Raw genomic sequence first — 21,520 nt, 5'->3', positions numbered from 1 at the left:
TGATCTTGTGACGTGGAAAGGCTGATCGTCGAATATCAGAACGTGCGGACCTTGGGCGGCACGGAGTCGACAGTCAGTGGCTGCAGCTTGACGGGCTTGTACGAGAGGCGGTTGTCCTGGCTGTACCAAAGCGTGTGCTTCATCCAGTTGACGTCGTCCCGGCCGAGCGGCGCGACGGGATCGTCCGCCGGGCGCTCGTAGTCTTCGACCGTATGAGCGCCGCGGCATTCCTTGCGTGCGGCGGCCGAAACCATTGTTGCCTGCGCGACTTCGATCAGGTTGTCGACTTCCAGTGCCTCGATGCGTGCCGTGTTGAAAACCCGCGACTTGTCCTTGAGGGTGACGGCGGCAACGCGTTCGCGCACCGCGGCGATCTTCTGGACGCCTTCATCCATGGACGCCTGCTTGCGAAACACCGCAGCGTGCTGCTGCATGACCGCGCGGATCTCGTTGGCCACGTCCTGCGCGTATTCGCCGCTGGTGGATTGTTCGAGTTGGTTGAGGCGCTCCAAGGTGCGGTCGGCGGCGTCGGCCGGCAGCGGCTTGTGTTCCTTCAGCTTGTCGTTGAATTCGACAATGTGGTTGCCGGCCGCGCGGCCGAAAACCAGCAGGTCGAGCAGCGAATTCGTGCCCAGGCGGTTGGCACCGTGCACGCTCACGCATGAGCATTCGCCGACGGCATAGAGCCCATTGACCACGGCACTGTTGTCCTCGCCTTGCTGGACGACGACCTGGCCGTTGATGTTGGTGGGAATGCCGCCCATCTGATAGTGAATCGTCGGCACGACCGGGATCGGCTCCTTGGTGATGTCGACGTTGGCGAAATTGACGCCGATCTCATACACCGAGGGCAGGCGCTTGTGGATCGTTTCTGCGCCGAGGTGATCGAGCTTCAGCAGCACGTAGTCCTTGTTGGGACCGCAGCCTCGGCCTTCCTTGATCTCCTGGTCCATCGAACGCGAGACGAAGTCACGGGGTGCGAGGTCCTTCAGGGTTGGCGCGTAGCGCTCCATGAAGCGCTCACCGTTGCTGTTCAGCAGGATCGCGCCCTCGCCGCGGCAGCCTTCGGTCAGCAGCACGCCGGCGCCGGCCACACCGGTCGGGTGGAACTGCCAGAACTCCATGTCCTGCAAGGGAATGCCAGCGCGTGCGGCCATGCCCAGTCCGTCGCCGGTGTTGATGAATGCGTTGGTCGATGCCGCGAAGATGCGTCCCGCGCCGCCGGTGGCCAGCAGCACCGTCTTGGCCTGCAGGATGTGCAGGTCGCCGGTTTCCATTTCGAGGGCGGTGACGCCGACCACGTCGCCGTCGGCGTCACGGATCAGGTCCAGCGCCATCCATTCGACGAAGAACTGGGTGCGAGCTTCGACGTTCTTTTGATAGAGCGTATGCAGCATCGCATGGCCGGTGCGGTCAGCCGCCGCGCAGGCACGCTGCACAGGTTTCTCGCCGTAGTTGGCCGTGTGCCCGCCGAAGGGGCGCTGGTAGATCGTGCCGTCCGGATTGCGGTCGAACGGCATGCCGAAGTGTTCGAGTTCGTAGACGACCTTCGGAGCTTCACGGCACATGAATTCGATCGCGTCCTGGTCGCCGAGCCAGTCGGAACCCTTGATCGTGTCGTAGAAGTGATAGTGCCAGTTGTCTTCGCTCATGTTGCCGAGCGAGGCGCCGACCCCGCCCTGCGCGGCGACGGTGTGCGAGCGCGTCGGAAATACCTTGGACAGCACGGCCACGTTGAGGCCGGCACGCGCCAATTGCAGCGAGGCGCGCATGCCGGAACCGCCGGCGCCGATGATGACGACGTCGAACCTGCGCTTCGTGATTTGTTCTTTTGTATAGGTCATGGGGTCAGGACTCCTGCCGGGCCGTCCGAAGGGAGGCCTCGCCCTCTCGGGGGACAACGGTTACGTGAAACGAAAAGCTTGGAGGCATCACAGCCTCCAAAGCACTTGAATGGCCCAGCCCGCGCAGGCCAGAAGCCAGACCATCGTGAAGACTTGCAGCAAGAGGCGAATGCCGACAGGTCGGACGTAGTCCATCCAGACGTCGCGCATGCCGACCCACACGTGATAGAGCAGCGATGCAATCACGACGAAGGTAAGCACCTTCATCCATTGCGCGGCAAAGATGCCAGCCCAAAGGTCGTAGCCGATCGGGCCTCGCGAGAAGATCACCTGCGCCAGCAGGATGATGGTGAAGATCGCCATCAGCGCGCCCGTGATGCGCTGGCTGAGCCAATCGAACAAACCGTAATGCGCACCGACAACAGTGCGCTTGGAGCCGTAGTTCACAGACATCGAATGTTCCTTGTCAGTAGAGGCCGAACAGCTTGGCGCCGAGGACGATGGTCAGCAGAATGCTGATCGCCAGCGTGGCGACGGCAGAGCTCTTGCCGAAATCCTTGTTCACGGCCTTGTGGCTCACATCCATCCACAGATGGCGCAGGCCGGCGGTGAAGTGATGCAGGTAAGCCCAGATCATCGCGAGCACAACGAGCTTGATGAACCAGCCCGGCACGAAACCAAGGCCGCTGCTGAAGGCGGCTTTGAAGCGGGCGAACGAGATCTCGGAAGACACGGAGGTGTCGAACATCCAGATGATGAAAGGCATCAGCAGGAACAACAGCACGCCGCTCACGCGGTGAAGGATCGACACCACGCCGGCCGGAGGGAGCCGGTAGGTGGTCAAGTCGGTGATGGCGTTGATGTTGCGGAATTCACGTCGCGGTCGGGGTGGTGTGGCCAGCTCTGTCATGGGGACTTTCGGAATTTTTCGAGGGGCGGCTTGCTCTGTAGCAGAAATGCAAACAACTCAAAATTCTATTGCAATGCAACAAGCGTGTTGCTCGCGGCTTGCGAGAGGGTAGGACGGTACATCACCCGAGCTGGTTGCGGTAATGATGGGAGTCGGTCCTGTAGAGGCCGCGGCGCAATTCCATCGGGGTGTCGTGGTAAGTGTGGGCGACCCGTTCGACGCTGAGCAGCGGGGTCGCAGCCGGCACCGCGAGTAGCGCGGCCTGCGCGGCGTCGGGCAACACTGCGCGAATCTTTTCTTCGGCGCGGACCATGCGAACGCCGAACTCGGTCTCGAACAATGAATACATCGGTCCGTGCCATGCAGCGAGGCGCTCTGCCGTGAGTCCCTTGAAAGGCGCGCCGGGTAGCCAGAGGTCTTCGAGGATGGTGGGCGTACCGCGGTAGGCCAGCACGCGCCGCACTTGCAGCACGGCATCGCCGGTGCGAAGCGCCAGCAGGCGTGCAACGTCGGCGGTGGCGCGCTGACGCCGGCAGTCGACGATTTCGCGCTGGGCGGGGCCTTCGCTGTCGACGTCGCCGCTGTCGGGCACCAGCTTCAGGAAGCGGTATTGGACATGTTGTTCGGCATGGGTCGCGACGAAGGTGCCCTTGCCCTGGCGACGCACAACGAGGTTTTCGGCAGCCAACTCGTCGATCGCCTTGCGCACCGTGCCTTGGCTGACGCGGAAGCGCGCGGCAAGGTCGATTTCGCTCGGGATCGGCTCCCCCGGTTTCCACTCGCCGGCGTGCAGGCTCTGCAGGATCAAGGATTTGATCTGCTGATAGAGCGGGCTGAACGACGGTGCCGAGAGATCCGCGATGGCAGTGGGGGTGGTGGTCATGAGAGTCGATCGCAGGGCTGGGGCGCCGCGCGGTCGACATCTTATATAAGACATAAGACAGGCGCCATCGCTACTTCAAATCGGCATAAAATCGCAGACGGCCTGAAGCCAGGGCGCCATCGTCCGGGCCGACCTCGCGGCCGCACTCCGCGGCCATGCACCGTTTTCACCATTTCCTGGAGTTTTCCCATGAGCAAAAAGCCTGTTCGCGTTGCCGTCACCGGCGCCGCTGGCCAAATCGGTTACGCCCTGCTGTTCCGCATCGCCTCCGGCGAAATGCTCGGCAAGGACCAGCCGGTCATCCTGCAACTGCTCGAGATCCCCGACGAGAAGGCCCAGAAGGCGCTCAAGGGCGTCATCATGGAACTGGAAGATTGCGCGTTTCCGCTGCTCGCGGGCGTGGTCCCTACGGGTGACCCGCTGGTCGCCTTCAAGGACGCCGACTACGCGTTGCTGGTAGGCGCTCGCCCACGCGGACCCGGCATGGAGCGCGCCGACCTGCTGGCCGCCAACGCCCAGATCTTTACCGCCCAGGGCAAGGCGCTCGACCAGGTCGCGAGCCGCAACGTCAAGGTGCTCGTGGTCGGCAACCCTGCCAACACCAATGCGTACATCGCCATGAAGAGCGCACCGAGCCTGCCGCGCAAGAATTTCACCGCCATGCTGCGCCTCGACCACAACCGCGCAGCCAGCCAGATCGCCGCCAAGACCGGCACGGCCGTGGGCGACATCGAGAAGCTCACAGTCTGGGGCAACCACTCGCCCACGATGTACGCCGACTACCGCTTTGCCACCGTCGGCGGCAAGAGCGTCAAGGACCTGATCAACGACCAGGTCTGGAACGCCGACGTGTTCCTGCCGACCGTCGGCAAGCGCGGCGCCGCGATCATCGAAGCGCGCGGCCTGTCGTCGGCTGCGTCGGCGGCCAATGCCGCCATCGACCACATGCGCGACTGGGCTTTGGGCTCGAAGGGCAAGTGGGTCACGATGGGCATCCCGTCCGACGGCCAATACGGCATCCCCAAGGACGTGATCTTCGGTTTCCCGGTCACCACCGAGAACGGCGAATACAAGCTGGTCGAAGGACTCGAGATCGACGCTTTCAGCCAGGAGCGCATCAACAAGACGCTCAAGGAACTGCAAGACGAACAGGCTGGCGTCGCCCATCTGCTCTGAGTACGCACGCCAGCCATGCTCGACTGGAACCCCGCGCTCTATCGTCGATACGAGGATGAGCGCACGCGCCCCGCGCAGGAACTGCTTGCGCGGGTGCCTCTGACAGAGGCCGCTCGCATATACGACCTCGGCTGCGGCCCGGGCAATTCCACCGAGCTGCTGGTGCATCGGTTTCCGGCGGCGCAAGTCGTTGGGACCGACAACTCCGAAGCCATGCTGAAGAGTGCGCGCGAGCGTCTGCCGCAGGCGCGCTTCGAGCTCAGCGACATCTCCGCGTGGCAGCCGGAGTCGCCACCCGACCTCATCTACGCGAACGCGGCTCTTCAATGGGTGCCTGATCACGGGACGCTCATTCCGAGGCTCTTCGCTGCGTTGGCGCCAGGCGGCGTTCTGGCGATCCAGATGCCCGACAACCGGCAGGAGCCTACGCATCGCGTGATGCGCGAGGTCGCGGGCGAAGCGCCGTGGGCGCAGGCCATCGGCGATGCGGACAGGGTGCGCACGGAACTGCTGGGCATTGAGGGCTACTACGACCTCCTCGCCGCAGACGCGGAAAACGTGGATGTCTGGCGTACCGCCTATCAACATCCGATGGCTTCCGCGGCGTCCATCGTCGAATGGGTTCGCGGCACCGGCCTCAAGCCTTTCGTCGACCGCCTGACCCCGGAGCTGCAGGCCAGTTACCTGGCTGAATACGAGCGCCGGATTGCGACTTCATACCCACCGCGAGCCGACGGCCGCTTGCTGCTTGCATTCCCGCGCATGTTCATCGTCGCGCGGCGAAAGGCATGAGGTTGCACGAATGAGCGCGGATTCGTCAGTTGTTCATCCGCGCCAGGTTCTCCTCGGCGCCCAGGCCGGCGCGGTCGTGCTGCCCGTTTGCGATCACTACAGCGGAGTCGAGGCGCGCATGCGCAAGAGCCTTGCCTTGCAGGCGGAGATGGCCGCGGAGTTCGGCGCCTGCGTCTTCGACGTCACGCTGGATTGCGAGGACGGCGCTCCTGTTGGCGGCGAGGCGGAACATGCGGCGCTGGTCACTGAACTCGCGCTCGCTGCCGATCCGGCCATGCGAGTCGGGGTCCGTGTGCATCCGGTCAATCACCCGGCTTTTGCGGGTGACGTGATCACCATCGCGGGGCTCGCCGGCCACCGGCTCAGCCACCTGATGGTGCCGAAGGTCGAATCGATCGAAGACGTGCACGTGGCGGTTGAAGCACTCGATGCCGCCGGCGCCGAAGCACTGCCTTTGCACGTGTTGATCGAATCGCCGCTCGCCGTTCACCATTCATTCGAGATCGCAGCCCATTCGCGGGTGCAGTCGCTCAGCTTTGGCTTGATGGATTTCGTGTCCGCTCATGGCGGTGCGATTCCGGCCGATGGCATGGGGGCTGCCGGCCAGTTCACTCATCCACTGGTGGTGCGCGCCAAGCTTGAAATCGCTTCCGCCGCCCACGCGCACGGCAAAGTGCCCTCGCATTGCGTCGTCACCGAATTCAACGACATCGAAGCCATGCGTGGAGCAGCCAAAAAAGCAGCCAACGAGTACGGCTTCACTCGCATGTGGAGCATTCACCCCAGCCAGATCCGCCCGATCCTCGAAGCGTTTTCGCCCGATGATCGGCAGATTCAAATCGCTACAAAAATAATCGCGGCCGCAAGCGATGCCGCTTGGGCGCCGGTCAGCATCGATGGCACATTGCATGACCGCGCCAGTTACCGCCATTTCTGGCAGGTCTTGGAACGGGCGCACGCCACAGGCCGCACCTTGCCAAGCGAGGCGCGGGCATGGTTTGCCCCGTCGTCACCCTGAAACCCAACCCCCGAAAGAATCACACCATGAAGACAATCGCGCTGATTGCCGCTGCCGCCTTCGCAATGCCGCTGGCAGCTATGGCTCAGACCACCGCCCCGGCCAAACCCAAGTCGAAGATCACCCACAAGGTGCTGCCGAAGAAGATCGTCAAGAAGATGGAAGAAAAGCAGCCCATCAGCGAAGAAACCGACGTGACGTTGTCGCCCGAGGACCTGAAGGTCGCCGAACGCGTCTTCACGGGCGCCATCAAGTGCGAACTCGGCGCCAGCGTGAACATCCAGGCCGACGAGAAAAAGCCGGGCTTCTTCACGCTGACGCATGACGGCAAGCGCTATCGCCTCCACCCCGTCGAAAGCCGCACCGGTGCAATCCGCCTGGAGGATCCGCGTGCCGAAGCGATGTGGCTGCAGCTTGGCAACAAGTCGATGCTGATGAGCCAGAAGCTGGGCTTGCGCCTGGCTGACGAATGCCAGGCGGCCAAGCAGGTCGAGGTCGCTGAGGACATGAAGAAGAACCCGCCGAAGAGCCTCTTCGAAGGCGCTGATTCGGCGACTCCCGTGAAGAAGTAGCAGTCCCCAAGGCGCGGCTCTTGCTTCCCGAGCGGGAGCCGCCCACCCATTTGTGTATCCGGAGAAGAAAAGATGTTGCAAGCCTACGTTGACCATGTCGCCGAGCGCGCTGCGCTCGGCATCCCGCCGCTGCCGCTGACCGCCAAGCAGACCGCCGAACTCATCGAGCTCATGAAGGCACCGATCGTCGCCGAAGCCGAGTTCCTGCTCAATCTGCTGACGTATCGCGTACCTGCCGGCGTGGACGACGCGGCCAAAGTCAAGGCGAGCTATCTCGCTGCCGTTGCACATGGGACTGAGAAGAGCAAGCTGTTGTCGCGCGCTCGCGCCACGGAACTGCTGGGCACCATGCTCGGCGGCTACAACATCGGACCATTGGTCGACCTGCTGGACGATGCGGAAGTGGGTTCTGTCGCCGCTGAGGGGCTCAAGAAGACGCTCCTGATGTTCGATCAATTCCATGACGTCCAGGAAAAGGCCGACAAGGGCAACGCCAATGCCAAGGCCGTGCTCCAGAGCTGGGCCGATGCCGAATGGTTCACCAGCTGCCCCGAAGTCCCCCAGAGCCTTACCGTGACGGTCTTCAAGGTGAGCGGCGAAACGAACACCGACGATCTGTCGCCCGCCCCGGACGCCACGACCCGTCCCGACATCCCGATGCACGCATTGGCGATGCTCAAGAACGCGCGTCCCGGCATCCAGCCCGAGGAAGACGGCAAGCGCGGCCCCGTCAAATTCATCGAATCGCTGAAGGAAAAGGGCCATCTGGTCGCGTACGTCGGCGACGTCGTTGGTACGGGTTCGTCGCGCAAGAGCGCCACCAATTCGGTGCTGTGGTTTACGGGCGAGGACATTCCCTACATCCCGAACAAGCGCTTCGGCGGCGTGTGCCTGGGCACCAAGATTGCGCCGATCTTCTACAACACCATGGAAGACGCCGGCGCACTCCCGATCGAGCTGGACGTGAGCCAGATGGAAATGGGCGATGTGGTCGAGCTGCGTCCCTACGAAGGCAAGGCGCTGAAGAATGGCGTGGTCATCTCTGAATTCAAGGTCAAGAGCGATGTGCTCTTCGATGAAGTGCGTGCCGGTGGGCGCATCCCGCTGATCATCGGCCGCGGCCTCACGGCCAAGGCGCGCGAAGCGCTGGGTCTGCCTGTTTCCACGTTGTTCCGCCTGCCGGTCAGCCCGGTGGACACCAAGAAGGGCTTTTCGCTCGCGCAGAAGATGGTCGGGCGTGCATGCGGTCTGCCCGAGGGGCAGGGCGTGCGCCCGGGCACTTATTGCGAGCCGAAGATGACCTCGGTCGGCAGCCAGGACACCACGGGCCCAATGACCCGCGACGAGCTGAAGGACCTGGCGTGCCTGGGCTTCAGCGCCGACCTGGTGATGCAATCGTTCTGCCACACGGCTGCCTATCCCAAGAAGGTGGACGTGAAGATGCACCACGAACTGCCCGACTTCATCTCTACGCGCGGCGGTGTGTCTCTGCGTCCGGGCGACGGCGTGATCCACAGCTGGCTCAACCGCCTGCTGACGCCGGACACGGTGGGGACGGGCGGCGACAGCCACACGCGCTTTCCGATCGGCATCAGCTTTCCGGCCGGCTCGGGCCTCGTGGCCTTTGCCGCCGCCACGGGCGTGATGCCGCTCGACATGCCCGAATCGGTGCTGGTGCGCTTCAAGGGCAAGATGCAGCCGGGCGTGACGCTGCGCGACCTCGTCAATGCCATTCCGCTTTACGCCATCAAGTCAGGGCTGCTGACGGTCGAGAAGAAGGGCAAGAAGAACATCTTCTCGGGCCGCATTCTCGAGATCGAGGGCTTGCCGGATCTCAAGGTCGAGCAGGCGTTCGAGCTGAGTGACGCCTCGGCGGAGCGTTCGGCCGCCGGTTGCACGGTGCACCTGAACAAGGAACCGATCATCGAATACATCAACAGCAACATCACGCTGATGAAGTGGATGATCGCCGAAGGCTATGCCGACGCCCGCACGCTGGGCCGCCGAATTGCCGCGCAAGAGGCATGGCTCAAGGACCCGCAATTGCTCAAGGGTGATGCCGACGCCGACTACGCCGCCGTGATCGAGATCGATCTGGCCGACATCCACGAACCCATCGTGGCCTGCCCGAACGATCCGGACGATGTGAAGACGCTGTCCGACGTCGCCGGCGCAAAGATCGACGAAGTGTTCATCGGCTCGTGCATGACGAACATCGGCCACTTCCGCGCTGCGTCCAAGCTGCTCGAAGGCAAGCGCGACATCCCGGTCAAGCTGTGGATCGCGCCGCCCACCAAGATGGATGCGCACCAGCTCACCGAGGAAGGCCACTACGGCGTGTTCGGCAATGCCGGTGCTCGCACCGAAATGCCGGGCTGCTCGCTGTGCATGGGCAACCAGGCTCAGGTGCGCGAAGGCGCGACGGTGATGTCGACCAGCACGCGGAATTTCCCGAACCGCCTGGGCAAGAACACCAATGTCTATCTCGGCAGCGCAGAGCTCGCCGCGATCTGCTCGCGCCTGGGCCGTATCCCTACGCGTGAGGAATACATGACCGATGTCGGCGTGCTCGATGCTTCCAGCAAGCAGATCTATCAGTACCTGAACTTCGACAAGATCGACGACTACAAGGAAGTCGCCGCGACGGTCGCAGCCTGATCGACGGGCGGCCCGGGCCGATTCAGCCCGGCCGCTGCGCCGCGAGCGCAGCCAGGGCATTTGCAGTCTGCGCATCCGCTGGAAAGAACGATTCGACGGCAAGTTCCTGCAGCGTCACGTCGACCGGCGTGCCGAAGATGGTCGTGGTGCTGATAAAGCTCAGCAAGCCGTCAGGCGTCACCAGCTGAAAGGGCACCACCACGTTTGCCAGTTCGCCGCCGGTCGCCGGGGCATCGTGGCTGACCTCAGGTTGCGGAAAGCCGGCCAGCTCATCGTGAAGTGCCGATAGCGCGGTGTCGCCTGTGGCGGCAATCTGCTGCTGAAGGCGCTCCAGCAGATGCGCTCGCCACTGGCGCAGGTTGGCGATCCGGGGGGCGAGGCCGTCCGGGTGAAGGCTGAGTCGAAGGACATTGATGGGGGCCTGGAGCAGTTCCGGCGCAGCGCCTGCCATCAGGAAGGGCACCAGTGCGTTGTGCGCGACGAGATTCCAGTGCCGGTCGATTGCCAGCGCGGGAAACGGTTCGTGCCCTTTGAGGACCAGTTCGACGGCCCGCTTGGCTGAGGCCAGCGCCGGGTCGTCCAGCGAGCGCTGCCGGTACATCGGTGCGTAACCGGCGGCGACCAGCAGCGCGTTGCGTTCTCGCAGCGGCACTTCGAGCCGTTCGGCCAGGCGCAGGACCATTTCGCGGCTGGGCTCCGCACGGCCGGTTTCGACATAACTGAGGTGGCGGGTCGAAATCTGCGCCTCGTTCGCCAGATCGAGCTGGCTCAGGCGACGGTGCTGGCGCCAATGGCGCAAATGAGTGCCGAACGGGTCGGCCGCTGTCGGGGAGGCGTGGTGGATGCTCATGGCCACCATCCTAGTGAAGCTGCGCGCAACGGCCATGACCTCTCACGTCATCGCAAAGCCGCGCGATTGGCGCCCTGGGACTACTGCCGACGTCATGGAACCCTGCTATCTTTGGAGAGCTTCCACGAATTCACAGGAGTTTCCCTATGGCCAAAGAACTGGCTCACGCCTTTGCCCCCATGTTGAAAACCTTCAAGACCGCGTCGGGCAAGGCCGGGAAGTACTGGTCTCTCAAGGAACTGGCCAAGCAGTACCCGAATGTCGAAAAGCTGCCGGTCTCGATCCGCATCGTGCTCGAATCGGTCCTGCGCAACTGCGACGGCCAGAAAGTGACGGCGGAACACGTCAGTCAGCTCGCCAACTGGGCGCCCAACGCGGAGCGCACCGAGGAAATTCCCTTTGTCGTGACGCGGGTGGTTCTGCAGGATTTCACTGGCGTGCCGCTCCTGGCCGATCTTGCGGCCATGCGCAGCGTGGCAAAAACGCTGGGCAAGTCGCCCAAGACCATCGAGCCGCTGGTGCCGGTGGATCTCGTGGTCGACCACTCGGTCATGGTGGACTACTACGGTACGCCGAAGGCGCTCGACCTCAACATGAAGCTCGAGTTCCAGCGCAACAACGAGCGCTACCAGTTCATGAAGTGGGGGATGCAGGCCTTCGACACCTTCGGCGTGGTGCCGCCGGGCTTCGGCATCGTCCACCAGGTCAACCTCGAGTACTTTGCGCGCGGCGTCTACAAGAGTGCCAGCGACCACGGCGATCCCCCCGTGTACTACCCTGATTCCCTGGTCGGCACCGACAGCCACACGACGATGATCAACGGTATCGGCGTGGTCGGTTGGGGCGTGGGCGGCATCGAGGCCGAGGCTGCGATGCTCGGCCAGCCGGTCTACATGCTGACGCCGGACGTCGTCGGCTTTGAGCTCACCGGGAAGTTGCGCGAGGGCGTGACCGCTACCGATCTGGTGCTCTACGTCACTTCCATCCTGCGTGGCGAGAAGGTGGTGGGCAAGTTCGTCGAGTTCTTTGGCCCGGGTGCTGCATCGATAGGGGTGCCGGACCGCGCGACGATCGGCAACATGGCGCCAGAATACGGCGCGACCATGGGCTTCTTTCCCGTCGACGAGATGACGGTGGCCTATTTCAAGGGCACCGGCCGCACCGACGAAGAAGTCGAGCGCTTCGAGGCCTACTACAAGGCGCAAGGGCTTTTCGGAATGCCCGCGCCTGGCGCGCTCAACTACACCAAGGTGGTGAAGCTCGATCTCGGCACTGTGACGCCCAGCCTCGCCGGCCCGAAACGCCCGCAGGACCGCATCGATCTCGGGCACCTCGCCACCAAGTTCTCCGAGCTCTACAGCAAGCCCAACGAGGCCAACGGATTCAACCTGCCGGCCGATACGCTGAACGTGCGCTATCCCCTGACCACGAATGGCGAAGCAGGCGAACAGGACGTCGACCCCACGCCGGGCTCGCCTCGGCAGAATCTCGAAATGGTGGCAAACCGGACCACGCGGGAAGCTGCACACATTGGCGACTCGGCGCCGACGAACCCTGTGGGCAAGGTCACGATCGGCAACGGCGACGTCCTCATCGCTGCGATCACGTCTTGCACCAACACGTCCAATCCGAGCGTGCTGCTCGCTGCCGGACTGCTCGCCAAGAAGGCGGTGGAGGCCGGTCTTACCGTCGAGCCCCACGTCAAGACTTCGTTGGCACCCGGCTCGCGCATCGTCACCGAGTATCTGGAAAAAGCAGGGCTGCTGCAGTACCTCGAGAAACTGGGCTTCTATCTTGCGGGCTACGGATGCACGACCTGCATCGGCAATGCGGGTGACCTGGCGCCGGAGATCAACGAGGTCATCACCAAGAACAACCTTGTCGGCGCCGCGGTGCTGTCCGGAAATCGCAATTTCGAGGCACGCATCCATCCCAACATCAAGGCCAACTTCCTGGCGTCGCCGCCATTGGTGGTGGCCTATGCGATTGCAGGCAACGTGATGGTCGACCTCATGACGCAGCCGGTCGGCAAGGGCCACAAGGGGAAGGACGTCTATCTGGGCGACATCTGGCCGAGTGCGAGGGAGATCGACGAGAACCTGGCCTACGCGATGAACGCCAAGGCCTTCCGCAAGAACTACGAGCAGATCAAGGAGAACCCCGGCAAGCTGTGGAGCAGCATCAAGGGCACGACCGGGCAGGTCTACGACTGGCCAGAATCCACCTACATCGCGGAGCCGCCGTTCTTCGAGGGTTTCAAGATGGAGCCGCACGCGACCGACGCCGGCTTTACGGGCGCGCGCATCATGGCGCTCTTCGGTGACTCGATCACTACCGACCATATTTCGCCGGCGGGTTCCATCAAGGAAAGCTCGCCGGCCGGGATCTGGCTCAAGGCGCACGGCGTGTCGAAGGCGGACTTCAACAGCTACGGTTCACGCCGGGGCAATCATGACGTGATGATGCGCGGCACCTTCGCGAACGTGCGCATCAAGAACCTCATGATCCCGGCCGGGCCCGACGGCTCGCGTGAAGAGGGCGGGGTGACGCTCTTCCAGCCGGGCGGCGAGAAGATGTTCATCTATGACGCCGCCATGAAGTACATCGCGCAAGGCGTGCCGACGATCATCTTTGGTGGCGAGGAATACGGCACCGGCTCTTCGCGTGATTGGGCGGCCAAGGGCACGCAACTGCTCGGCATCAAGGCGGTGGTGGCTCGCAGTTTCGAGCGCATCCACCGTGCCAACCTGGTCGGCATGGGCGTACTGCCGTTGCAGTTCCGCGGCGCTGATTCCTGGGAGAGCCTTGGACTCACTGGCGAAGAAAAGATCGACGTGGTGATTGGTGGCGAACTCAAGCCGCAGATGGACGTCAAGCTTGTCGTGCATCGCTCGGACGGCAGCCACCAGGAGGTGACCGTGCGCCTGCGCATCGACACGCCGATCGAGGTGGACTACTACAAGCACGGTGGCATCCTGCCATTCGTGCTCCGGCAACTGCTCGCGGCCTAGATCGCCAGAGCGGGGACGGGCGCTTTCGGCAGCAGACGTGCCGTGAAGTGTGGATCCTTGTAGTAGCGGATCTTCTCGCACATCACCGGATGAGGAATGCCTTCATAGAGGAAGACTTCCTTGTCCCGGCCCATCGCTTTCAGCTCCTGCGGAAGCATGAGTGCGCGCCGTTCCTCGGATTGACCGCGTGAAACATCGCCGCGGCTTCGCGTGAGGTTTTCCTTGCGCACAGTGGTGTAGCCGAGCATTTCCGAATAGTCGTTGGCGTCCTGTTGCTCGCGTGGCGCATACACGATCTGCAGGGCGTGGTTGGTGATCAAGGTGCGGGCGACTTCCTTGCCATAGGTGGCGTCGAGTTGAGCCACGCTCTGGATGATCGGCAAAAGGCGGATGTTGTAGCCCGCCATGTATGAGACGGCGTTGGCGATGATGTCCACCTTTCCGATCGAAGTGAACTCGTCCATCAGCAGCAGGCATTGGTGCTTCAGGCTCGGATTGTTCTGCGGCAACTCCCTCGTGTTGAGATTGATGAGCTGGCTGAAGAAGAGATTCACGATGAGCCGGCTTTCCGCCAGCTTGTTCGGTTGGATGCCGATGTAGATGGTCATCTTCTTGCGGCGCAAATCGGTCAGCAGAAAATCATTGGTGCTGGTCGCCGCATCCAATACCGGATTGATCCACGCGTTGAGTGGCTCCTTGAATGAGCCGAGGATCGAAGCGAAAGTCTCATCGGCTTGTGACAGCAGATTTGAAAACGCAGCCCTGGCGTTCTCGCTGAGAAAGGCTTCATTCGACAGCGACTCGTAGTACTTGCGCAGGTCGGTGCCGTCGCCCGAGGAAAGCCGGTACACGGAGCCTAGCGTCGCATTTGCTTGCTGCGGCAATCCATGCATCGCCTCGAGGGCCAGTTTCTCGACCAGGTACAAAGTGAAAGCCATGAAGGCATTGCGAGACTGGCTGACCCAGAACTTCTGGTCGTCGGAGCCGTCTGGATAGAGCATCGCTGCGATGCTCATCAGGTCCGACACACGGAAGGCTGGGTCATTCGAAACGTAGCTCAGCGGGTTCCACCGATGTGTGCGCCGATCTTCCGCAAACGGGTTGAACAGAAAAACTTCCTGGCCCTGACTGGCTCGCCAGCCGCTTGTGAGCTCGAAGTTTTCCTGCTTGATGTCCAGGACCACCACCGACTCCTGGTAGTCAAGAAGATTCGGAATCACGACCCCGACGCCCTTGCCCGACCGCGTCGGCGCGGCCAGGATCACGAACTGCTGCCCGCCGAGCCGGATCAGCCTTTCCTTGAACTTGCCGACAAGAATGCCGTTGCTCGACGGTTTGAACATGCCGGCTTTGTTCAGGTCGCCCGCTTCCGCGAAACGCGCATCGCCGTGAATGGACGGCGGCTTTTTCCTGGCGAGCAGAAGCAAAGCGCCAAGCCACGCAACAAGCGGAATTCCGAAGCCCGCGTAGCCGGCCCATCTGACGCGGTCGACATAGGGTCGCATCTCCGGAAGGTCGAGCGCGCGGACGTAGCTGAGGTAGGTGTTCCACTGGAGCGCGTCGGTGCCGAGTTGGAGCAACATCAGCACGATGAAGCCGGACAAGTAGCTGGCGGCCACGGCAACTGCCAAGGTCAGGCCGATGGCCCAGCACCATTTGGTTTTGCTCACGGCTTAGAGCGCGCGCGAAGCGCAATGCTCGCGAGCGGGCTGTTGCGCCACTTGGGACTGCGTGATCGCTGCGAGTTGCTGATGCTCTGTCGTCCGATCCAACGCTTGCGTGCTTTGAGCGACTGATGTGTTGAGTGCCTCGACCGTCGGCACGCTGGCGACGCGTTTGAGTGCCGAATCCAAAGCGCCCTGCACCACGAACACCTTAGAGGTGTCAGTGCTGAGCACCACGTGGTCGATACGGCTCATTCCGTGCTCGCGTGCGGTGACCACCAAGGCAGCCGCCAGGTTGTCGCTGCGCGAATCGGGCGCGCGGCCGACACTGGCGTCGAGCTTGTGGACGCCGCTGAGCGCCTGCTTGAACAGTCCGTGATCGGAATGCGTGGCGCTGTCGAGTTGAGCGACGGCAGGAGAGGGGGCCACGTGCGCTTGCCTTTTGTCCTGGAGCGATGCATCCAGCTCGGCGAACGTTTGAGGGCCGACAACGCCGTCTGCCCTCAGTCCATGATCGTGCTGAAAGGCCTTGACCGCGTGGCGAGTGTTTGCGCCAAAGTGGCCGTCGGGCTTGAGTGCATTTCCGTGCGCGTCGGTGTAGCCGAGCGAACTGAGTCGGCACTGGAGTTCGTGGACGGCTTCTCCGCGAGCGCCGAGTTGTACGGTGGCTTGTGAATGCGCGACGGTTGAGGCAGAAATGAGCACTTCACCGCCGGTGAGGCTTGCCATCAACTCGGGAGTGAGCTTGTTTTGCCACTCCGCAAAGCGCGCCTTGCGTTCCGCCAGTCCGGTTTCGCCGTTGTTGATCACATGCGTGGCGTTGGTGACGTCTTCTGGTGCGACGCGGTGCACGTACCGATTCCAATACCAGACGGCGATCTTCGAAGCGTTTTCCGGCTCGGCAGCCAGTTGGGGCTTCTCGACAAGGTCGAGATTCAGCGCCTGACCCGCTTCACGGTAATTGTCCTTGCCGGTCAGCTGTATGTACCCGCGGCCCCTGTACTTGAATCCATCCCCGGGATCGTTGTTGCCCATGCGACCGCTGTACATGAGCTCCGCCAGTTTTTCGGGACTGCCTTGCAAAGCCTCCTGGCGGGCGGTTTCCAGTGCTTCTGGTCCCTTTCGCAACGCGGAGAGAACGGTTATTTGCGCAATGTTCTTCGTGTAGCGAAAGCCTTCCTCAAGGCGCTTGAGGTCGCTGGATTCGAAGGTCACCTGAGCCATGAAGTTGGCCAATTCCTTGGGCACCTTGATGCCGGCAGCTACGGCATCGAGCATCAACTGGGTTTCTCGATTAGTCGTCATTCACTCCCTCTTTTCTTCTACTTCTATCGAGCTATGCGCGCGCCTCCTCGAAACCGAGGAGGGCAATTCATGGCAGCGTCACCTGCGGCAGAGTCGACGAATCGAAGTCGGCGAAGCGCACGATCCCCAATTTCTCGTCTGTCAGAGTGAGTTCAATGGCGCTGCCATCGATCGAGTCCTTGACGCCGCGTTGGACTTCCTCGATCAACCAATTGCCTTGCGCTGCGGTGTACTTGAATGTGTATCTGTTCCACCAGTGGCCGCGCGATCCGCCTTCCGTGACCAACGTAAATCCGCCCTTGTCGATGCGCGCATAGCCGAAGGGATCGCCCGCAAGGCCGCCGCATCGGTGGCAAAGAACAATCTTGTCGTTGCGAGCTGCAACTTGCAGGTGGCCTTGGGCATTGCGGATCGCCAGCAGCACCGTTCTTGACGGCCCTTGCCCAGCCATTTCGTCGGTACTTGGTGGATCAAGGACGATCAGGGCGTCGAGCCGACCATCGCCGTTCAGGTCGCCCACCTGCGAATCCAGAATGCGCATCCCGTCCACTTCGAAGACCTGCAACTCGTCCTTTGTGGACTGCTTGGCCGGCGCAATGGCCGAAGAGATCGCCTTTTCGGCGTCGGATGTGCCAGGGTGAGGTGTAGCGGCGTTGGAGCTGCTGCCGCTGCAGCCCGCGAGCGCCATACAGAATGCAAGCGTCGTGACGTGAGTGATTTTCTTCATGCTGAAATTTGTTGACTGATCAATGTTGGAAAGGAGTGGATTGAGAATCGCCGCTGCCCTGCCACTCGCCGCTGGAGATCGCTTGCGGGCATACACGGATGTATTGCTGAAGGGCCTGGTAGTCCCGTGCCGTCCAGGGGCGTCCGTATGTGTTCGGCGGGTCGCACATCCCAGTTGGAAGCGAGGTACCCGTCGCTGGGGAAAGGGGTATCCAGCACGCGTTCGCAATGATCGGTTCGTACCCGTGCTGACAAAACACAAACGGATCATTCGCGCGAAATTGAAGTGGCTCATAGAACTCGCCGAAGGCGGGAAAGGCGGGGAAGGCGGAAAAGGTCAGGCTCAGCGCCAGCAAGCCGATTTGATGTTTCGTCCTTCGCTTCGGCCTCATGCCGCCGATGAGTCCTCGAGAGGTGTCGTTCGTTTCTCTCCTCATGCAATGCCCTACATCGCGAGCGCAGCGCCGGAACGTTGCTGGTCTTGCGAGCGCGCTTCGATGAGACGGTCTTGCTGGCGCAGGGCGCTTCCCAGTGACGCGGTGCTCTGTGCAATGGGCATGTCGAGTGCTTCGATCGTCGGCACATTCGAGATCTTCTTGAGCGGCGAATCCAATGCGCCCTGCACAGCGAACACTTTCGAGCCGTCGGTGCTCAGCACCACGTGATCGATTCGCTTCAAGCCATCGTTGCGCGCGGCCGCCGCGAGCGAGGCAGCCAGATTGTCGCTGCGCCCGTCTGGCGTTCGGCCGACTTTTGCGTCCATCTGATGCACTCCGGCTTGTGCTTGCTTGAACAACGAATGATCGGGGTGAGCTTGCTGATCCAGTCGAGCGCTCGGTGCTCCGGTCATCGCGTCATACAAGCCGGAAGCGCCATCGCTCACCAGCTGTACGGTTTGCTGCCCTACTCGTTGGGCGACACGCACATGCTGTGTCAGCCCGTCAACCACGAGCTGCCCTGTCACTGCCAGTCCGGCATCGATGGCCTGCGCCCTGAGCTTGACCGCAGGGTCGAAGGGATTCAGCGCGTGTAACGGGGAGTGGGCCCGATTGGACACCATGGCCACGTCGACGCGGCTCTGCCCCACGTCCTTGTGAAAGTGCCCGATCGCACCTTGATGGGCACGGGCCCGCGCTTCGTTCACTGGATTGATGATGGAACTGCCCGTGACGTCGTTCCCGGGCAGAAAGTTGCTCATCTTGTGCGCTGACAAATCAGTGGCGAGGAATGGATTGGTCGGCAGATGCAACCCGGTTTCAAGGTAGCGCCCCCGTTTCAGGCTCTCGACGTCTTGCGGCGTGGCATAGATGCGGACCTCGCCGAAATGTGGACTGCCCGCCCCGACGACGTCGGTGGCGCGCACGTGGTTCACGATGCCGGGATACTGGCCGTTCACGTCAACGCCGTGGTCGTGGAGATTCGTTAGGCTCGCGGGACCATAAGCATTGAACGTCTCGGCTCGCAGGCCGTGCTTGGCGGCGGTGATCTGGGCCAAGGTGCCGCCTAGCGAGTGACCCGTGACGGTAATTGCGAAATGGTCAAGACTGGCGGCTTGCGTCCTCTTGGCGGTGTCGATCGCATGCTGGGTAAACGCCATTGCATCGTCAAGCTGATTGTTGTGCCCCAGAACGGCCATGCCAGCGTCGGTAACCCCATCCTTGATCGATTCGGAGCCACGATGCGCGATCACCACGACGCCAGTGTCCACGCGCTGATAAGCCGTGCCTTGGTAGCCGGAGGGGCGATCAGCGGCAGCGATGATCTCGTAGGAGACATCATCTATCGAAACTGTTTCACTTAGGAGGGCGGAACGATCTTGGTAGGCGTCATTCGCCAGCGCTGCATGCTCATGAGTGCCGGTGGTCATTCAAGGATCTCCTTTGCACTCAACATGGCGGTGAAGAACTTGCTTGCGTCATCGGTGATCCAGCGAGACCGCGGTGTGCCGCCCATGGGGATATCTCCATCTCTCCCATAAATGTCTTTGGGAAAATATGTGAGCTCCGATGCTTGCGCAGATATCTTTTCCCCGGAAATGCCAGCGCTGAATGTCACTCCGCCGGCTCTCATTCCGATGCTCGCGTACTTCATCGTCCAGTGACACATTCCAAGCCCGAAGTAGTCTTCGCTCAGCAGCAGATCCAGATACAGCGTGCCTGTGTAAGTGTTGTCGCCAACGCGGGATAGAGAGAACGGGACAGGAGCCAAGGGTGGGTGCCTGGAGCCGGAGATGGGGTGCTCCGGTGCGCACCGCTCATTTGCAACTTCGTACTGCATGAGCCCTGTCACGGATTCGAACGGCCCGGGCGCGTCGTCAATGATCAGCGTGATCTCGTAACCCATCTTCGGATTCGGGTTGTGCTTGATATCGGGTTTCTTCATGGATGAATTGCAGGCCGAGGTGAAGAGCGCGAGGAGTACGAAGGCTCCAGCAAGACGTGATTTCATTTTTCTTGGATCTATTGCAGGCGCACTGCGAGGCTGCAAGCGCTGTAGAGGACTTTGCAGGAGGCTTCTCCGCATTTGGCAATGGCGTTGGCTTCTGCTGTTTGCAAGGCCGGCGCGCGTGCATAGCCAGCTCGCTCTGTGCTCGTTGCGGCGGCAACGCATTGATCGCGGTAGGACATGACGATCTTGCAGTCCTGGGAACCATCCCTCGCGCATTCCATTAACGCCATTTGCTCCGCTTTGGATTCGGACTCCTCATCAACGGAAGCGGCTCCCGATCTCGTCACTGCGTCTGTGGCGATCGCGCCGTAGCGGGACGCCCACGCGACACGCGGCTGCGGTTGGGAATCGCCGTAGCCGGGAATGGCTTGGCAAATGGGGAAGACGGCGCCAGGGACGCTCTGTTGCCCCACCATCCGCTGGCCTGGGGGGCACGGGCCCTCCGCCCAGGCCATGGGGATGCAAGTTGCGCCCAAGAGGGCTAGCAGGGTGAAATTCCTTAGTAGTTTTTTCATATGAGTTCTCTTGCGTTTCCAAGCCGGCTGGCCCCTTGCTTGATGGCATCGGGTTGAGGGGAGACTGGGGCCATCGGTCGTGTTGGCGACACCTTGGAAGGGGGCGAACGATCGCCGTCGTCTGTTACGCTTTGAGCAGGCAGCGCACCGCCCTGCGGAAGTCGCCCTTGCGCCATGGCCTGCGCGCCGCGAGCAGCCCCGCCAGCACCCACGCTGCCGAAGGCCGAATACGACATGAAGCTCCCCAGCGTCCCCTGAAAAAACGCCGCTGCCATCGGAGGGGCACTCACGATCAAGGTGGTGAGAATCAAGCCCAGTCCCCCTTGCTGCAGTGCCATCGAGGTGATCCCCTCGCTCGCGGCCGACGCCCCTCCGAAGCCGCCGATGTCCGCCAGCATTGCCGCCTGCTTCGTGAGGAACGCCAGCGCGACGGACTGGACCACGTTGTTCGCCAGCCCCACCATGAAGCTGAGCACAGCCAGTGAGAACACGGTGCCGATGCCATAGAACAGCCACTTGCTGAACAGCGACTTCGTCTGCTCGAACAGCAAGCACACGATGAACAGCGGCCCGAAGCCCACGAACAGCGCGATCGCGATCTTGTTGAGCAGCAGGATCGAGCCGCCAACGAGGGCAGGTCCGGCAATGCCGATTCCGGAGAACCACTTCGCGCGGTCCTTGGCGCTGTCCACGGAGGGGTCGCCGCCGCTGGCGAGTGCGTCGATCGTGGAAAGCATCCCCTGCATGTAAGCGAGGTTCTTGTCGATGCTCTGGTAAGGACTCTTTGAGTCGTTCGAGACCAGCAAGGTGATGGCGCTGGAAGTGCCGTCGGTGAGCGTCCAGTACAGCGAAGACGAGAGACTCGCCGCGCTTGTGGCAATGCCGATCACGAGCGTGGCCTTGAGCGCATCCCCCACCAACGCCATCATCGGCTGCCGCGTTCGCCCCGTGACGATGCGAAAGCCCTGGAGCATGATCCACACCGTGAGCAGCACCAACCCCATCCCGCCCACGAGCCGCGCCGTGCTCGTCAGCAGATTCCACTGAAAGGTATTGATCTCGTCACGGAGGTAGTCGTTGATCAGTTGGAAGAAGACGAAATTGCTGATATCTGGAGTGGGCATGGGGTTTCGTGCTGTGCCTGGGAA

At 62.1% G+C, this 21,520-nt stretch carries 18 protein-coding genes; 6 read left to right on the top strand and 12 right to left on the bottom strand.

Going from position 1 to position 21,520, the window contains the following annotated elements:
- Positions 1 to 35: 35 nt before the first annotated feature.
- The 4 genes from sdhA to AC1DSF_RS16465 all read right to left on the bottom strand — a co-directional run bounded on the left by sdhA (position 36) and on the right by AC1DSF_RS16465 (position 3,637).
- Entirely contained in the window at positions 36 to 1,844 is a 1,809-nt protein-coding gene (sdhA, locus tag AC1DSF_RS16480; protein ID WP_478127278.1) for a succinate dehydrogenase flavoprotein subunit, read from the bottom strand.
- A gap of 87 nt (positions 1,845 to 1,931) precedes the next feature.
- On the bottom strand, positions 1,932 to 2,297 hold the full coding sequence (gene sdhD, locus AC1DSF_RS16475) for a succinate dehydrogenase, hydrophobic membrane anchor protein (RefSeq protein WP_478127277.1): 366 nt from the start codon (positions 2,295 to 2,297) through the stop codon (positions 1,932 to 1,934).
- Positions 2,298 to 2,310: 13 nt separating this feature from the next.
- Positions 2,311 to 2,754, bottom strand: a complete 444-nt coding sequence (sdhC, locus tag AC1DSF_RS16470; protein WP_478127276.1) for a succinate dehydrogenase, cytochrome b556 subunit — start codon at positions 2,752 to 2,754, stop codon at positions 2,311 to 2,313.
- A 121-nt stretch (positions 2,755 to 2,875) separates the two neighbouring features.
- On the bottom strand, positions 2,876 to 3,637 hold the full coding sequence (locus AC1DSF_RS16465; RefSeq protein ID WP_478127275.1) for a GntR family transcriptional regulator: 762 nt from the start codon (positions 3,635 to 3,637) through the stop codon (positions 2,876 to 2,878).
- 189 nt (positions 3,638 to 3,826) lie between these two features.
- Here AC1DSF_RS16465 and AC1DSF_RS16460 point away from each other — a divergent pair, with 189 nt between their 5' ends.
- The 5 genes from AC1DSF_RS16460 (at position 3,827) to AC1DSF_RS16440 (ending at position 9,853) form a co-directional block, all read left to right on the top strand.
- Positions 3,827 to 4,813, top strand: a complete 987-nt coding sequence (locus tag AC1DSF_RS16460) for a malate dehydrogenase (protein WP_478127274.1) — start codon at positions 3,827 to 3,829, stop codon at positions 4,811 to 4,813.
- Positions 4,814 to 4,828: 15 nt separating this feature from the next.
- Positions 4,829 to 5,605: a trans-aconitate 2-methyltransferase gene (tam, locus tag AC1DSF_RS16455; protein ID WP_478127273.1), complete on the top strand. Its 777-nt coding sequence runs from the start codon at positions 4,829 to 4,831 to the stop codon at positions 5,603 to 5,605.
- A 10-nt stretch (positions 5,606 to 5,615) separates the two neighbouring features.
- Complete coding sequence (locus AC1DSF_RS16450) at positions 5,616 to 6,623, top strand: HpcH/HpaI aldolase/citrate lyase family protein (protein ID WP_478127272.1); 1,008 nt, start codon at positions 5,616 to 5,618, stop codon at positions 6,621 to 6,623.
- 26 nt (positions 6,624 to 6,649) lie between these two features.
- The gene (locus AC1DSF_RS16445) at positions 6,650 to 7,195 is read left to right on the top strand and encodes a hypothetical protein (protein WP_478127271.1); all 546 of its coding nucleotides are present in this window, start codon (positions 6,650 to 6,652) and stop codon (positions 7,193 to 7,195) included.
- A gap of 72 nt (positions 7,196 to 7,267) precedes the next feature.
- Positions 7,268 to 9,853, top strand: coding sequence for a bifunctional aconitate hydratase 2/2-methylisocitrate dehydratase (locus AC1DSF_RS16440; protein ID WP_478183137.1), 2,586 nt, complete (start codon positions 7,268 to 7,270; stop codon positions 9,851 to 9,853).
- Positions 9,854 to 9,875: 22 nt separating this feature from the next.
- On the opposite strand, the gene AC1DSF_RS16435 is transcribed toward AC1DSF_RS16440, so the two are convergent.
- Positions 9,876 to 10,703 (bottom strand): helix-turn-helix domain-containing protein, encoded by an 828-nt coding sequence (locus tag AC1DSF_RS16435; RefSeq protein WP_478127269.1) that lies wholly within the window; start codon positions 10,701 to 10,703, stop codon positions 9,876 to 9,878.
- A 146-nt stretch (positions 10,704 to 10,849) separates the two neighbouring features.
- On the opposite strand from AC1DSF_RS16435, the gene AC1DSF_RS16430 reads away from it, so the two are divergent.
- Positions 10,850 to 13,714: an aconitate hydratase gene (locus AC1DSF_RS16430; protein WP_478127268.1), complete on the top strand. Its 2,865-nt coding sequence runs from the start codon at positions 10,850 to 10,852 to the stop codon at positions 13,712 to 13,714.
- Here the strand turns inward: AC1DSF_RS16430 and AC1DSF_RS16425 are convergent.
- From AC1DSF_RS16425 to AC1DSF_RS16395, 7 genes are all read right to left on the bottom strand, one after another.
- Positions 13,711 to 15,384, bottom strand: a complete 1,674-nt coding sequence (locus tag AC1DSF_RS16425; RefSeq protein ID WP_478127267.1) for a type IV secretory system conjugative DNA transfer family protein — start codon at positions 15,382 to 15,384, stop codon at positions 13,711 to 13,713. The two genes, AC1DSF_RS16430 and AC1DSF_RS16425, sit on opposite strands and share 4 nt — an antisense overlap.
- 3 nt (positions 15,385 to 15,387) lie before the next feature.
- Positions 15,388 to 16,683 carry an XVIPCD domain-containing protein gene (locus tag AC1DSF_RS16420; protein ID WP_478127266.1) on the bottom strand — a complete coding sequence of 432 codons (1,296 nt, stop codon included), beginning with the start codon at positions 16,681 to 16,683 and terminating at the stop codon, positions 15,388 to 15,390.
- A gap of 67 nt (positions 16,684 to 16,750) precedes the next feature.
- Positions 16,751 to 17,410 carry a hypothetical protein gene (locus tag AC1DSF_RS16415; protein WP_478127265.1) on the bottom strand — a complete coding sequence of 220 codons (660 nt, stop codon included), beginning with the start codon at positions 17,408 to 17,410 and terminating at the stop codon, positions 16,751 to 16,753.
- A 444-nt stretch (positions 17,411 to 17,854) separates the two neighbouring features.
- Entirely contained in the window at positions 17,855 to 19,276 is a 1,422-nt protein-coding gene (locus AC1DSF_RS16410; RefSeq protein ID WP_478127264.1) for an XVIPCD domain-containing protein, read from the bottom strand.
- Positions 19,273 to 19,857, bottom strand: a complete 585-nt coding sequence (locus AC1DSF_RS16405) for a hypothetical protein (protein WP_478127263.1) — start codon at positions 19,855 to 19,857, stop codon at positions 19,273 to 19,275. The genes AC1DSF_RS16410 and AC1DSF_RS16405 overlap by 4 nt, the downstream gene beginning before the upstream one ends.
- Positions 19,858 to 19,868: 11 nt before the next feature.
- Positions 19,869 to 20,273 carry a DUF4189 domain-containing protein gene (locus tag AC1DSF_RS16400; RefSeq protein WP_478127369.1) on the bottom strand — a complete coding sequence of 135 codons (405 nt, stop codon included), beginning with the start codon at positions 20,271 to 20,273 and terminating at the stop codon, positions 19,869 to 19,871.
- A gap of 95 nt (positions 20,274 to 20,368) precedes the next feature.
- Entirely contained in the window at positions 20,369 to 21,496 is a 1,128-nt protein-coding gene (locus AC1DSF_RS16395) for a TrbL/VirB6 family protein (RefSeq protein ID WP_478127262.1), read from the bottom strand.
- Positions 21,497 to 21,520 lie beyond the last annotated feature (24 nt).

The organism is Variovorax sp. 01N429 (assembly GCF_056399425.1).
The sequence above is the reverse complement of the archived record's forward strand: the minus strand, read 5'-3'. Positions and strand labels throughout refer to the sequence as shown.